At 71.3% G+C, this 14,064-nt stretch carries 13 protein-coding genes; 6 read left to right on the top strand and 7 right to left on the bottom strand.

Annotated elements, in window-relative coordinates:
* The first annotated feature begins 45 nt into the window (after window positions 1-45).
* Together ACFV2J_RS00785 and ACFV2J_RS00780 are read left to right on the top strand one after the other, a co-directional pair.
* Window positions 46-609, top strand: coding sequence for an NAD(P)H-dependent oxidoreductase (locus ACFV2J_RS00785; protein WP_385089356.1), 564 nt, complete (start codon window positions 46-48; stop codon window positions 607-609).
* A gap of 114 nt (window positions 610-723) precedes the next feature.
* A complete protein-coding gene (locus tag ACFV2J_RS00780; RefSeq protein ID WP_385089353.1) occupies window positions 724-1,401 on the top strand; it encodes an AIM24 family protein in 678 nt (225 codons plus the stop codon).
* A 71-nt stretch (window positions 1,402-1,472) separates the two neighbouring features.
* Here the strand turns inward: ACFV2J_RS00780 and ACFV2J_RS00775 are convergent, their stop codons facing one another.
* The gene (locus ACFV2J_RS00775) at window positions 1,473-3,257 is read right to left on the bottom strand and encodes a M4 family metallopeptidase (protein WP_385089351.1); all 1,785 of its coding nucleotides are present in this window, start codon (window positions 3,255-3,257) and stop codon (window positions 1,473-1,475) included.
* A 369-nt stretch (window positions 3,258-3,626) separates the two neighbouring features.
* Between ACFV2J_RS00775 and ACFV2J_RS00770 the strand changes: the two genes are divergently transcribed.
* A complete protein-coding gene (locus ACFV2J_RS00770) occupies window positions 3,627-4,253 on the top strand; it encodes an alpha-ketoglutarate-dependent dioxygenase AlkB (protein ID WP_385089348.1) in 627 nt (208 codons plus the stop codon).
* Window positions 4,254-4,320: 67 nt separating this feature from the next.
* Here ACFV2J_RS00770 and ACFV2J_RS00765 read toward each other — a convergent pair whose 3' ends face one another.
* The 3 genes from ACFV2J_RS00765 to ACFV2J_RS00755 form a co-directional block, all read right to left on the bottom strand.
* Complete coding sequence (locus ACFV2J_RS00765; RefSeq protein WP_385089345.1) at window positions 4,321-4,920, bottom strand: TetR family transcriptional regulator; 600 nt, start codon at window positions 4,918-4,920, stop codon at window positions 4,321-4,323.
* Window positions 4,917-6,362: an MFS transporter gene (locus tag ACFV2J_RS00760; RefSeq protein ID WP_385436800.1), complete on the bottom strand. Its 1,446-nt coding sequence runs from the start codon at window positions 6,360-6,362 to the stop codon at window positions 4,917-4,919. Before ACFV2J_RS00760 ends, ACFV2J_RS00765 begins: the two co-directional genes overlap by 4 nt.
* 102 nt (window positions 6,363-6,464) lie before the next feature.
* Window positions 6,465-7,667, bottom strand: coding sequence for an FAD-dependent monooxygenase (locus ACFV2J_RS00755; RefSeq protein ID WP_385089336.1), 1,203 nt, complete (start codon window positions 7,665-7,667; stop codon window positions 6,465-6,467).
* A gap of 348 nt (window positions 7,668-8,015) precedes the next feature.
* On the opposite strand from ACFV2J_RS00755, the gene ACFV2J_RS00750 reads away from it, so the two are divergent.
* Both ACFV2J_RS00750 and ACFV2J_RS00745 read left to right on the top strand, forming a co-directional pair.
* Entirely contained in the window at window positions 8,016-8,390 is a 375-nt protein-coding gene (locus tag ACFV2J_RS00750) for a tyrosinase family oxidase copper chaperone (RefSeq protein ID WP_385089333.1), read from the top strand.
* A gap of 66 nt (window positions 8,391-8,456) precedes the next feature.
* Window positions 8,457-9,281, top strand: coding sequence for a tyrosinase family protein (locus ACFV2J_RS00745; RefSeq protein WP_385089330.1), 825 nt, complete (start codon window positions 8,457-8,459; stop codon window positions 9,279-9,281).
* 135 nt (window positions 9,282-9,416) lie between these two features.
* Here the strand turns inward: ACFV2J_RS00745 and ACFV2J_RS00740 are convergent, their stop codons facing one another.
* The 3 genes from ACFV2J_RS00740 to ACFV2J_RS00730 all read right to left on the bottom strand — a co-directional run bounded on the left by ACFV2J_RS00740 (window position 9,417) and on the right by ACFV2J_RS00730 (window position 12,436).
* On the bottom strand, window positions 9,417-10,145 hold the full coding sequence (locus tag ACFV2J_RS00740) for a ribonuclease H (protein WP_385436797.1): 729 nt from the start codon (window positions 10,143-10,145) through the stop codon (window positions 9,417-9,419).
* Between the two features lie 19 nt (window positions 10,146-10,164).
* Window positions 10,165-11,181 carry a helix-turn-helix domain-containing protein gene (locus ACFV2J_RS00735; protein WP_385098013.1) on the bottom strand — a complete coding sequence of 339 codons (1,017 nt, stop codon included), beginning with the start codon at window positions 11,179-11,181 and terminating at the stop codon, window positions 10,165-10,167.
* Between the two features lie 367 nt (window positions 11,182-11,548).
* Window positions 11,549-12,436 (bottom strand): glycoside hydrolase family 19 protein, encoded by an 888-nt coding sequence (locus ACFV2J_RS00730; RefSeq protein WP_385090965.1) that lies wholly within the window; start codon window positions 12,434-12,436, stop codon window positions 11,549-11,551.
* Between the two features lie 1,250 nt (window positions 12,437-13,686).
* On the opposite strand from ACFV2J_RS00730, the gene ACFV2J_RS00725 reads away from it, so the two are divergent.
* Window positions 13,687-13,926 carry a hypothetical protein gene (locus tag ACFV2J_RS00725; RefSeq protein WP_385090968.1) on the top strand — a complete coding sequence of 80 codons (240 nt, stop codon included), beginning with the start codon at window positions 13,687-13,689 and terminating at the stop codon, window positions 13,924-13,926.
* Window positions 13,927-14,064 lie beyond the last annotated feature (138 nt).

The following is a 14,064-nucleotide window of genomic DNA, read 5'->3' as shown; positions in this document are numbered from 1 at the left end:
CGGTCCGGTTTATTACGGCACTATTTCGTCCCCCGGGAGTTCCCCATGTCCGTACGTATCCTCGCGCTCGTCGGCAGCCTGCGCGCCGGCTCCCACAACCGCCAGCTCGCGGAGGCGGCCGTCAAGCTCGCCCCCGAGGGCACGGAGATCGAGCTGTTCGAGGGCCTCGCCGAGGTTCCCTTCTACAACGAGGACCTCGACGTCGAAGGCGGTGTCCCGGCGGCCGCCGTGGCGCTGCGCGAGGCCGCGGGCCGCGCCGACGCCTTCCTGCTCTTCTCGCCGGAGTACAACGGCACCATCACGGCCGTGCTGAAGAACGCCATCGACTGGCTGTCCCGCCCCTACGGCGCCAGCGCCTTCACCGGCAAGCCGGTCGCCGTGGTCGGCACCGCCTACGGCCAGTTCGGCGGCGTGTGGGCGCAGGACGAGGCCCGCAAGGCCCTGGGCATCGCCGGCGCCAGCGTCCTCGAGGACGTCAAGCTCTCCGTTCCCGGCTCCGTGATCCGCTTCGCCGAGACCCACCCGGTCGACGACGCCGAGGTCGCCGGCCAGCTCGCCGAGGTCATCACCCACGTCACCGCCGCGGTCGGCACGGCCGACGCCGCCTGACGAGACGTCCAGGAGGCCGGTCCGGCGGTGCCGGGCCGGCCCTTCGCGCGTCCCCGGCGGGCCGTCCTGTGCACGATCTTGGCGGAACGGCACCCTCCGGGCCAAGATGCCCGCATGAAGGGTGATCTTTTCTCCAGTGACCACATGGTGCAGCCCGCCGTCACGCCGGGCATGACCGTCCAGAACGCCAAGTCGATCAAGTACGCCGTCAACGGCGACATGCTCGCGCGCCAGGGGGCGATGATCGCCTACCGGGGCAACCTGCAGTTCGAGCGCAAGGGCCAGGGCGTGGGCGGCATGCTCAAGCGGGCGGTCACCGGCGAGGGACTTCCGCTGATGACCGTGCGCGGGCAGGGCGAGGCCTGGTTCGCGCACGAGGCGCAGAACTGTTTCATCGTCGACATCGAGCCGGGTGACGTCTTCACCGTCAACGGCCGCAACGTCCTGTGCTTCGACTCCACGCTGTCGTACGAGATAAAGACCGTGAAGGGCGCGGGCATCACCGGCGGCGGCCTGTTCAACAGCGTGTTCACCGGGCACGGCCGACTGGGCCTGATCTGCGACGGGAACCCGCTGGTCATCCCGGTGTCCCCGGAGCAGCCGGTGTTCGTCGACACGGACGCGGTCGTGGGCTGGACCGCCCATCTGCACACCTCGCTGCACCGCTCCCAGTCCATCGGGTCGATGATCCGCGGGGGTTCCGGCGAGGCCGTGCAGCTGAAGCTGGAGGGCGAGGGCGTGGTCGTCGTGCGCCCCAGCGAGGTGACACCGCAGAAGGCGCAGCAGCACTGAGACAGGACGCCGAAGGGGCCCCGCCGAGCGGCGGGGCCCCTTCGCGTGCCGCGTCACCGCCGTGTGCCGTGTCAGTGACCGGCGGCGGGGGTGTTGGCGGCCGTCACGTTGACGGCGGCCCACGCCCTGTCCACGGCCCGGTGCTCGGCACCGGTCGCGCCGTACAGGTCCGCGGCGGCCTTGAGCGTGGCGGTGCGCGCGTCGTGGAAGTCGGTCGTGGAGACCATGTAGCGGGTCAGCGCGCGATAGAAGATCGCGGTGGCCTTGGCCCGGCCGATGCCGGTCACGGACGAACCGTCGAACGTCGGCGACTCGTACTTCACCGCCCCGATCGTCTTGCGGCCACTGCCCTCGGCGAGCAGGTAGTAGGCGTGCGAGGAGACGCCCGAGCCCGCGTGGACCTCGGTGTCGCGGGCCGCGGGCGACCAGTAGTCGATCGTGCCCTCCAGCCTGTCGAGGGAGGGGTGGTCGAGACGGCGCAGGAACTTCTGGGCGAGGCCCAGCTTCTCGCCCATGAGGTAGTTCGGCGGGTTCTTCGGGTTGTTCGCGGTGAACTCGACGTTCGAGCCGAAGATGTCGGCGAGCGACTCGTTCAGGGCCCCCGGTTCGCCGTACTGGTTGCCGTACCGGTCCACCCGGGTGGGTTCGAGGGCGGCGGTGGCGTCGACGACGCCGTGGGTCAGTTCGTGTCCGGTGACGTCCAGGACGACCAGCGGCTTCTTGAACATGGCGCCGTCACCGTCGCCGTACAGCATGCAGCCGCACGCCGAATCCCAGAAGGCGTTGCCGACCTTCCTGCCGAAGTGGACCATCGCGCGGGCGCCGGTGCCGTTGTTCTTGATGCCCTTGCGGCCGAAGGTCTTCTTGTAGAAGTCCAGCGTCTTGGTCACGCCGTACTGCGCATCGACCGCGACGGTGGCCCGGTTGGCCGTGGTGCCGGTGCCCCACTTGTCGGTGGTGCTGGTGAACTTCTTGCCCCGCGCGAAGGATTCCAGCTCCTGGCCGCCCGCGTCCCGGGTCTCGGTGTTCCACCGGGTCGGGTCCTTGAGGAGGTAACTGGTGCGCGCGGTACGGGTGGTGGTCAGCGTCACCTTCCCGACGAAGAGGGACGCTCCGCTGCCGGTGGCGGTGACCGGGTAATGAACCGCCGCTGCCGCCGTCGCCGCGAAGAGACTGGTGGGCCGCGCGGCGGTGTCCGTCGCGGGGTCCGCCGTCTCGCCCCGCTCACGCAGCTTCTCCCGCAGCGACGGCGATATGAACTCGTCGCTGTCGGGGTTGTTGCTGCGGATCCGGCCGGTCCGCGCGTCCACGACGACCGTGCGGGAACCGCCGGCCGACGTGCTGTCGCTGTCCGAGACCCGCACCCGGTAGGCGAGGACGGCCGCGCCGTCCCGGGCGTCCACGACCAGTTGAGCGGCTCCCGCCTCGCCCTCGGCGGCCGCGGCGGCCTTCCGCTCGGCCTGCCCGGCGGTGAGCTTCGCCTCGGTGGTGGACGGCTCGACGCGGTGGTCGGCGGCGCGGGTCACCCCGAGATAGGCCGACTGCCCGCCGAGATGGATCACGAGGTCGCCGCCGAGCACCAAGAGCCCCTGGTGGCTGCGGACGAAACGGACGTGCTGCTTGCCGTCCGGGTCCGTCATGACGTCCGTGGCCCGCAGGGTGTCGCCGGGACCGACCCCGGTGGCCGACGCGTGGGCGAAGGCCGCGGCCCGGGCCGCGTCGACCGGCGACGAGGCCGAAGTCGCGGGGCGGGCGGGCGAGTCGGGGGCCGCGGCGAAAGCGGGGGCCACCGGGAGCGTGACGGCCGTCGTCACCACGACGGCGATCGCCGTGCGGCGTATGTGGGGTCTACGCACTGAGTTCCTTCGGACAGGGGCGGCAGGCGACGCCAACCGCTGTGGCACACGGCGCCGTTGAACGCCGTGGGGGCTGTCGGGCCCCGAGGTGAAACCCTCACCGATTTGCCATGTCCATGTAAAGGAAGAAGATCCCTTTTACGGGCTTCGAGGTGATCTCTTTACAAAAGTTCACTTCTCGGTGACCGAGGCGTGACCGGCTGTACGTCTCCCGAACAGATGACTGAGCGACGAGAAGGGTTGCCCCACGAATGGCCCCGACCGGCACATGTGACCGATGTCGCAGCATCTCCGGTCGGCGGCGGACGGCACCGTCACGAGGAAACCTCGCAATGGAACGTACATTCGAATACGGAGTACGCTGGACCCATGTCCACGCATCTCCAGGGCTCGCTCTTCGACCAGACCGACGAGCTGCACCTCGCTCCGCTGACCGCGACGCGCCGGACCGTGCTGGGCGCCGGGGCCTGGATCGACCTGCTGCCCGGGTGGCTCGGCGGGGCCGGCGCGCTCTTCGAACGGCTCGTCGCCGAGGTGCCGTGGCGGGCGGAGCGGAGGCAGATGTACGAGCACGTGGTGGACGTACCGCGGCTGCTCTCGTACTACGGGTCGGGCGACGCGCTGCCCCACCCGATCCTCGACGAAGCACGGGCCGCCCTGTCCGCTCACTACGCCGAGGAGCTCGGCGAGCCGTTCACCACCGCGGGCCTGTGCTACTACCGGGACGGCCGGGACAGTGTGGCCTGGCACGGGGACCGCATCGGCCGGGGCGCACGGGAGGACACGATGGTCGCGATCCTCTCCGTGGGCGCCCCGCGTGACCTCCTGCTGCGCCCGCGCCAGGGCGGAGCCACCGTGCGCCGGCCCCTCGGCCACGGCGACCTCATCGTGATGGGCGGCTCCTGTCAGCGCACCTGGGAGCACGCCGTGCCCAAGACGGCACGTGCGGCCGGACCGCGGATCAGCGTCCAGTTCCGCCCGCACGGGGTGAACTGAGACCACGCGGCGGCCCCCGCTCCCGCGGAACCCGTGGTGTCCCGCGCAGGGAACACCGGCAGCCGTCCTACGGCGTCAGCAGCGCCTGCACCGTAGGGCCGTACCGCTCGACGATGTCCTCGATCGGGGTCGCCCGCAGCCGGGAGCCGCGCGCGATGCCGTACATCACGCCGAGTCCCAACAGGGTGCCGACGGCGAGTTCGGCGCGCAGGCCGGCGTCGGGACCGTCGAGGCGCGCGGCCAGCTGATCACTGACCTGCGTACGGAAGTTGGCGCGCAGTATGTCGCCCTGCTCCCCCTGGAGCGGGGCGAAGACGATCCGCAGGACGGGGTCGGCGCCACGCTCGGTCTGGCCGACCAGCAGATGGCGGACCATGTGCGGGCCGAGGTCCTCCAGCGGCGCGTCCAGCAGGGCGGCGGCGTCCGTCTCGAAGGACATCACCCGTGCGAACAGCGCGTCCTTGTTCCCGAAGTACTTGAGGATCAGCGGCGCGCTCACACCGGCCCGGTCGGCGACCGTCCTGAGGGTGATGTCCGTGTGCGCGTGACGTGCCATGAGGTGACGGGCCGCGCGCAGGATCGCCGCCTTCGTGGCCTCGGCGTCACGGCGCTGGACGGCACCCGGGGCCGCCGCCGGTCCGGGGGATGGGACGGACACGGCACTCACGCTCCTTCCAGTGCTCCGTCCCGGGGCGCCTCCGTGGTGCCCGAGGCCCGCCGGACGCCGCGGGACGGGGGGTCCGCGGGAATGGCGAGGGAGGCGGCGCAGGCCACCAGGGCGACCGTACCGGCCATGGCGAAGGCCAGCAGATAGCCGTGCAGGGTCGGGATCGGCGCGCCCCCGATCAGGCTCGTGTGGTGGACGAGGATCGCGGCCACCGCGGCGCTGCTCACGGCCTGTCCGATGGTGCGCATGAGCACGTTGACGCCGTTGGCGGACGCCGTCTGCCCCGCGGGGACGGCCCGCAGGATCAGGGTGGGCAGCGCGGAGTAGGCGAAGGTGGTGCCCGTCGCGCAGACCGCGGAGCCCAGGACGACCACCCACAGGTCTCGGCTGTCGAGGATGCGGATGCCGTAGCCGAAGGCGATGATCACGGTCCCTATCGCCAGCGTCACCCGGGCGCCGCGGGCCGCCGAGACGCGCGCCGACACCGGGGAGAGCAGCAGCATGGTCACGCCGCCCGGCAGCAGGCACACGCCCGTCGCGACGATGGACAGGCCGAGTCCGTAACCGGTCGCCTTCGGCGCCTGCACCAGCTGGGCGGTCACCAGCGAGTTGGCGTAGAAGGCGAATCCGGTGAGCAGCGCGGCGATGTGCGGAAGGGCGACCTTGGGGCTGGTGGCCAGCTTCAGGTCGACCAGCGGTCGTTCGGCGCGCAGCTGCTGTGTCCACCACAGACCGAGAACGGCGACGCTGCCGGCGAACAGGCCCAGGATCGTGGGGCTGGTCCAGCCCCACTGGCCGCCCTGCGACACGCCCATCAGCAGGCAGGTGAGCCCGACGGCCAGGCCCAGCGCGCCGAGACTGTCGAAGCGGCCCGGCTCACGGACGGGCGACTCGCGCACCGCCCACCAGGCCAGGACGGTCCCGAGGGCGCCGATCACGGTCGTCCCCCAGAACATGACGTGCCAGTTGGCGTACTGGACCACCATCGCGGCGAGCGGCAGCCCGAGGGCGGCGCCGATCCCCACGGTGGAACTCATCAGCGCCACCGCGGAACCGGTGCGCTCGGGCGGCAGTTCGTCCCTCAGCAGGCTGATCGACAACGGCACGACGGCGGCCGCCGCGCCCTGGAGGGCGCGCGCCACGATGAGCACCCGGATGTCGGACGTGAGTGCGCACATCAGCGACCCGACCGTCATCATCCCGAGGGCGAGCAGCAGGACGCGTTTCTTGCCGTACATGTCGCCGGCGCGCCCCAGTACGGGGTTCAGGACGGCGCCGGTCAGCAGCGTCGCCGTCACCATCCAGGACACCGCGCCCGCCGACGCTCCCGTGAGCCGCGGCAGGTCGGGGAGCAGCGGCACCACCACGACCTGCATGACGGCCATGAGGCTCCCGCCGAGTGCGAGGACCGGCACGGTCAGTCGGTCACGCAGTGCCGCCATGAACACTCCAGGAGTAGACGCGCGAATAAGTAGGTGAATAGGAATTCACCATAATGGGTGAATCACTATTCACTCAACGCGCGCCCGTGCCCCGGCGGATGGCTACCGGCGCGAGCGGGCCTGCACCGTGCGCGCCACGCGCGGTCCCAGCCAGCGTTTGAAACGGCGCAGCGCCTCCAGTCGCCCGGCGGCGCGGTCGATCCGGTAGTACAGCTGCGGCGGTACGTACGGGAGCAGCGGAGAGTGCCGTTGGCCGAGCAGGGCGAACATCTGCGCCGCCGGAAGGCGGACGTACCGCGGCAGGTTCTCGTACCACTGGGCGCTGTGCCGGGCGGCGCTCTGGACCGACAGGAGCGCGGTCCTGCGCTCCTGTTCGTAACGGGCCAGCGCGGTGGACGGATCGCCCGGCTCGCCCAGGGCTCCGGCCAGGGCGATGGCGTCCTCCAGTGCGAGCGTGGTGCCGGCGCCGATCGAGTAGTGCGTGGTGTGGGCGGCGTCGCCGAGCAGGACCAGGTTGCCGCGGTGCCAGGTGCGGTTGGTCAGGGTGCGGAAGTGCAGCCACCGGGCACTGCCGTCGGCGTGCTCCCGCCCGATCAGGCCGTGCCCGTCGAGGACGTCGGCGAAGATCTTCTCCAGCAGGGCGAGACCGTCGGCCTCGCCGGCCCGGTCGAGCCCGAGGCCGGTCCAGGTCTCCGGTGAGCACTCGACGACGCAGGTGCTGTGGTCCTCGCCGAACCGGTAGGCGTAGCACCAGATCCAGCCGTGCTCCGTCTCCACGAAGGCGAAGGTGAAGGAGTCGAAGACCTTGGTGGTGCCGAGCCAGATGTAGACGTTGCGGCCGAGGGTGACGTCGCTGCCGAAGTGGTCGGCGTGGGCCTCGCGCAGCGCGCTGTGGACCCCGTCGCAGGCGACGACGAGATCGGCCTCGGGCATCCGGTCGGGGGTGACCTCGTGCTCGTACTCGATGCGCACCCCCAGCGATCGCGCGCGCTCCGCGAGCAGGTCGAGCAGGAGCCGGCGGCCGATGCCGAACCCCTCGTCACCGTGGTGCACCGTCCTCTCGCCGCCGATGTGGGCGACCCCGTCGCTCCAGCGGACCGAGTTCGCCCGGACGGCGCGCGCGGACTCGGGGTCGCCCTCGTGGAGCTTGTCGAGCAGGGCCGCCCAGTACGTCACCCCCCAGCCGTAGGTCGATCCGGCCGGGTTGCGTTCGTGGACGGTGATGTCGTGGGACGGGTCCTGGCGCTTCATCAGGATCGAGAAGTAGAGGCCGGCCGGTCCGCCGCCGACGCACGCGATCTTCACGCGCACTCCCAAGTGTCACACAGAGCTGTCGATTGGACACGAAGGGTAGCAGGGGCGACGGAGGTCGCCGGGTCTCACGGTTCGCGCCAGCCTGACGGCGTGAGCCGCGCCACTCGGCGGGCGCCGACTCCGCAAGATCGCCGACGACGCGCGGACCGACCGGAGGAATTCCGGTTTCCGGGCGGTCACGGGCGGCCCCGACAGCAAGATCATCTTCGTTCAACCTTGGACGACATCTCGCCAATTGTCCGGATCACAGCCAACCGACATTCAGCGATTTCTCCCTTTCTCCTACGAACCGATAGGCATGTCAGGTCATCAACGGAGCTGATCCCAGGAGGAATCCGCATGCCGGAACTCACTCGTCGCCGTGCGCTCGGGGCCGCGGCCGCCCTCGCCGCCGTGGCCGGCGGCCAGGCCCTCACCGCCACCTCGGCCTCGGCCTCGGCCGCGACACCGGCCGCCGGACACCACGACGGGCCCGCGCCCTTCGACGAGGTCTACCGGGGCCGCCGGATCGAGGGCCGCGCCGGAGGCGGCGGTCACCATCACGGCGCCGGCTACGGCGTGTTCATCGACGGGGCGGAACTGCACGTGATGCAGAACGCGGACGGCAGCTGGATCAGCGTCGTCAGCCACTACGACCCGGTGGCCACCCCGCGCGCCGCCGCCCGCGCCGCGGTCGTGGAGTTGCAGGGCGCGCCTCTCGTCCCCCTCGCCTGACCGCGTCCGCACGCAGCGACGCCAACCGCACCTCAGCACCACACAGCAGACCGTGGAGTCCCGCACATGACCGTACGCAAGAACCAGGCGAACCTCTCCGCCGACGAGAAGCGGCGCCTCGTCGACGCGCTCCTCCAGCTCAAGCGCAGTGGCCGGTACGACGCCTTCGTCACCACGCACAACGCCTTCATCATGGGCGACACCGACAACGGCGAGCGGACGGGCCATCGTTCGCCTTCGTTCCTGCCCTGGCACCGCAGATTCCTGCTGGAGTTCGAACGGGCCCTGCAGTCCGTGGACGCCTCGGTCGCCCTGCCGTACTGGGACTGGAGCACCGACCGTTCGACCCGCTCCTCCCTGTGGGCACCGGACTTCCTCGGCGGCACCGGCCGCAGCCTGGACGGCCGGGTGACGGACGGTCCCTTCGCGGCCTCCGCCGGCAACTGGACGGTCAACGTGCGCGTCGACAGCCGTACGTACCTGAGGCGTTCGCTCGGCACCGGCGTCCGGGAGCTGCCGACCCGCGCGGAGGTGGAGTCCGTGCTCGGGATGGCCACGTACGACACGGCGCCGTGGAACAGCGCCTCGGACGGCTTCCGCAATCACCTCGAAGGCTGGCGCGGCGTCAACCTCCACAACCGGGTGCACGTCTGGGTCGGTGGCCAGATGGCCACCGGTGTCTCCCCCAACGACCCGGTGTTCTGGCTCCACCACGCCTACATAGACAAGCTCTGGGCCGAGTGGCAGCGCCGTCACCCCGGCTCCGGCTACCTGCCGCTCTCCGGTACGCCCGACGTCGTCGACCTCGGCGAGACGATGAAGCCGTGGAACGACGTACGCCCCTCGGACCTGCTGGACCACACCGCGTTCTACACGTTCGACGTCGCCTGAACCGAGGGACCGCCCGGCCGAGGCACTCCCCTGCCGACGCCGGGCACCGTGCGGTGGCCTCGCTCACGACGGGGCCACCGCACCGGCCGCCCCACGGATGACCGGTCCCGCGCGCCCCGAAGGGCTACAGAGGTACTAGACGTCGCTCGTCTCGGACGTGCGGCACTCGGGATGCCCCCAGCCCTGGCCGTTCTTGGCGATGGACTCACCCGCCGCGTAGGAGCGTCCGCAGACGCAGCGGCCGGGGAACTTGGCCTTGATCGTGCGGGCCGACGCGCCCTGTCGCGCGGTCGCCGTCCCCTGGCGGGGCGGCTTGGCCGCCGCACCCCGACGCACGGCGCCCGAGGTAGTGGGGGTGTCGGGGGACGCCGGGGGCTCCGGGGAGCCGAGGTCGCTTCCCGCGGGCTGCTGGACGACGGCGGCCTGGCTCGCGGCGCGGTCGGCGAAGTCGTTGAGCCGGTCGCCGTCGACCTGGTGGGCGGGGACGTAGCGGAACTCCACGGTGCGGCCGTCGAGGAGCTCGTCGATGCGCGCGACGAGCTCCTGGTTGGCGACCGGCTTGCCGGCGGCCGTCTTCCATCCCTTGCGCTTCCAACCGGGCAGCCATGTCGTGACGGCCTTCATCGCGTACTGCGAGTCCATCCGGATCTCGAGCGGGACCTCCGGCGCCATCGCCGTCAACAGGCGCTCCAGTGCGGTGAGTTCGGCGACGTTGTTGGTCGCCCTGCCCAGCGGGCCGGCCTCCCAGCGGGTCGGTGTCTCGTCGCCGTCGGCGACGACCCACGCCCATCCGGCCGGTCCCGGGTTCCCCTTCGAAGCCCCGTCACAGGCGGCCACCACACGTTCAAGCATGGCCCCGATCATGCCACGCCCCGGCGACCGCTCACCGCACGGGGCGCGGCTCCCTCGCCCGGATCCGCGGGCTGGTGCCGAGCAGCCGCAGGCCCAGCAGGGTGGCCGTGTGCAGGACGTACTTGCCGTCGCGGTGGCTGGCCACCAGGCCCCCGTCGCGCAGTACGCCGATCTGGTAGCTGGCGCTGGGCAGCGCGATCCCCACCGCCGCGGCCACCTCGGAGGTGGTGCGGGCGCTCTGTCCGGCGACCTCGGTCAGCACCGCGGCGCGGGTGCGGCCCAGTAGGCGTTCGACCCCGTCGTCCGTGCCGTCCGCGAGGGCCAGGGGTGTCTTCGCCACCGGGTAGACGAGTACGGGGTCGAGCCCGGGGTCCGCCAGCGCGGTGGGCCTGCGCCAGCAGAAGTAGGAGGGCACGAGGAGCAGCCCCCGGCCCTCCAGATGGAGATCCCGCTCGACGGGATAGTTCACTTCGAGCACCGGCGCGTACCAGCGCGCCATCGGGCGCAGGCTCTCCAGCAGCGCCTGGGTGCCGCCGTCGAGCAGGGCGCGGGAGCGGACCCCGACATCGTTGCCCACCGCCGAGCGGATGTGCGGCCAGTGGGGTTCCAGCAGGCCGCGGAAGTAGATGCCCAGGGCGTTCGCCAGGGACTTGAGCGCGTCGCCGCCCGGGCGGCCCAGGGAGGTGGCCCAGGTCGGGACGGGACGGGACTCGGCCAGCCGGGACATCTCACGGACCAGTTGCGTGCGCGGGGTTTGCAGCAGCTGGTCGAGGCCGGCCGACAGTCCGCCGCCGGTGACCGGAGGGGTGAGGAAGTCCGGAATGTAGCCGGTCGAGGGGATCAGGGCCCGTAAGGGGCGCAGCGCTCGGCCGAGGGTCGAGTCACCCGCGAACCGCTGGGAGACGGAGCGGCGCCAGTGCCCGAATTCGAGTGATCCCTGGCCGGTCTCCAGCCGGCACACACTGCACATCAGTTCCCACAGAGGATCGGGTTGACGGGCCACTCGGATGTTCTGGAGGTCGTACGACGTGAAGTGGATACGGAGCATGCGGTCTCTTTCGCTCGCCATGCCTGTGGGGGGTTCGGCCGTCGGACGTACCACAGCCACAAGAGGGGACGAATACCGCATGCGCATGGTTGCCCCGGGACGAAGGGGCCCGGCCCTCGCCGGAGATAACGCGTCATTCTCTCCGGCGAGGGCCGGCAGTTCGCGGCGCCGGCCGTCCGGAGCACCGCGAGTGAGGAGGTGCCACGGCCGCGCGGGGGCGAGACGGACCGCGGCACCGCGCGGGCGGCGCCGCGCCGGTGGTGGCCCCCGTCGCCGACCTGCGGTGTCACCGCGGAACGCCGTGGGCCGGCCGCGCCCGCGACGACGCGGTCAACGAGGGCGGCCGGCCGGACCCGGGGGGTGTCGGTCAGCAGTAGAGGTTGGCGCCCGCCGAGGTGCCCAGGATCTGTACGAAACGCTGGTAGGCGTCCACGCGGCTCTGCACCTGCGCGGGGTTCCTGCCGTCGCACTCCAGGGAGCCGTTGATGCTGCGGATGGTCTGGCCGAATCCGGCACTGTTGACCATCGCGTTGTGCGGCGTCATCGTGCCGGGTCCCGACTGCGTGTTCCAGTACCAGAGCCCCGTCTTCCAGGCGACGGAGGAGTCGGTCTGGACGAGGTTCGGGTTGTTGAGCAGGTCGATGCCCAACGCGTCGCCGGCGGCCTTGTAGTTGAAGTTCCAGCTGAGCTGGATCGGTCCCCGGCCGTAGTAGGCGGACTGTCCGGCCGGGCAGCCGTAGGGCTGGCTCCAGTCGCAGTAGTGCGGGTAGTTGGCGGTGTTCTGCTCCACCACGTAGACGAGTCCGCCGGTCTCGTGGTTGACGTTGGCGAGGAAGGCCGCGGCTTCCTGCTTCTTGACGGTGTCGCTGCCGGAGTTGGCGAAGCCCGGGTAGGAACTCAGCGCGGCCTTGAGGCCGTTGTAGCTGTAGAAGGAGTTCCGGTTCGGGAACATCTGGTTGAACTGCGCCTCGCTCACGACGAACCCGGAGGGGTTCGTGGAGCCACCGTCACAGGCGTAGGGCTCCCAGTACCAGGTGCTGATGACCGGGTCGTAGCCCGGGTTGTCGTGCTCGGCGATGTAGGCCTTGCCGTCGGTGTAGCGGACGATGTTGCCGGCGGCGTACGACCTGCCGGCCACCCAGTTCGGATAGCTGGAACAGGACGCGGCGGAAGCACCGGCTGCCGGCAGCAGTACCGGTGCGGCGGTTCCGACCACGATCGCGGCCAGGAGGGCGGAGAGGCGGCGCTTCGACACAGGATCAGTTCCTTTGCGGTGCCAGGCCGCACCGGAGGCAGGGTCCAAGCCTTGCGCGCACGCGCCGAGGGGGTCGGTCACGGCATCCGGGGCGGCCACGGTGGGGGGTGTGGGGCCACACTCAACCGCTTTGGTCTGTACCAGTCAAGGGTGTAGACCAGTCGGATCTGACAACGTTGGCGCGGAAGTCCTGTGAGCTGCGCGGAAGTTGGGGCGAGCCCCGCGGACCGGGGCGCACGAGTCCTGCCGGACGCCGCGTCACGGTCTCCGGCACCGGCACCGGCCGGCCCCGGGCCGCCGCCGCCCGTGCACCCCGCCGGCACCGCACGGACCCGCGGCCCGTCCCGCCCGCCATGCGGAGCAATGGGATCGCCCGGCACCACGGGCCTGGACAGACTGATCACGTGCCTGGCCGGCCCGTGCCCGGCCGGCCCGCACGAACCGACCCATCGAGCTCCAGGGAGCGCCCATGCGTCTCGCACGTCCGCGAGCCGGCCTCGGCAGGCCGCTGCTCGTCACCCTCGCCGTCTGCGCTCTCGTCCTGGGAAGCGGACAGAGCGCGTCGTCCGAACCGGGGCGCGCGGCGCCGCGCGCACAGGCAAAATGCCTCTCCACACCCGGGCAGTACAGAGCCGCGTGGAACGCCCGGCAGGTCCGCTGCGTCTCACCGTCCCTGTTCGGCACCACGCACGCGCGCGGCGGCACCTCGCTGTACCCCCCGGGCTTCTGGTACGCGTGGACCGCCTCCAGCACCAACCTGGAGCGCTACCTGGAACTGCGTCACCGGTACGGCAACCGCCCCGCGAAGGTCGGCATCGGCGTCCTGTCCTACGTCGGCTACCCGGGCCTGGACACCTGGGACACCCCGACCGATCTGGAGGTCTTCACCCTGCCGGCCGGCGTCCGGGCCAACGTGCCGGCGTTCGAGACATGGTTCCGGCTGCTCGACGAGAAGTTCGGCGACACCGGGGCGTACCCGCTCGCGGCCCAGACCGCACTCGTCCACGCCTACTCCCGGCTCGGCCCGCGCGAGGACGCCGTCAGCGCCTTCCAGAAGGTGACCGGTTGCAGCAGGACAGCTCTGCTCAAGGGGGGAGGCCCCGTCGGCCGCCATCGGCTGCAACCGCGACTTCCTCGGCGCTCTCGCCGCCGTCGGCCCCTCCCCCTACGACGGCGGCGATTCGAAGTCCTGCTTCCGCGCGTTCGCCTCCCGGTACCAGGGGCCCAGGACCGCCGGAGCCCTGCGCGGCGTGCTGTACCAGTGCCAGGACGCGGGATTCCTCAACACCGGCGTCGGGCTCGGCTACAACACCTACGCCAACCCCTTCGTGTGCAAGCCCGCCGCCGCCCAGTCCGTACGGGAGGGATACACGGGGCGCGAGTTCATCGTCCCGAACATGTCGTTCGAGCGTCTTCCCAGTCGTACCGACATCCCGCTGGACCTGGGCCGCCCGTCCGGGCGGGGCTTCCTCCGCACCGGATACTGCTGAGGCCGAGCGTCTTCCCGGGCCCTCGCACCACGGACGAGGCCACCCCCGCGGGGGGGGGGGGGGGCGCGCGCCCCCCCCCACCAACACCGCCAAGACGCCGGAGAAAGAACACACGAGCAGCACCACCACGAAGAACAC

Origin of the sequence: Streptomyces sp. NPDC059668, from assembly GCF_042734135.1 — a bacterium.
Classification (GTDB): domain Bacteria; phylum Actinomycetota; class Actinomycetes; order Streptomycetales; family Streptomycetaceae; genus Streptomyces.
The sequence above is the reverse complement of the archived record's forward strand: the minus strand, read 5'-3'. Positions and strand labels throughout refer to the sequence as shown.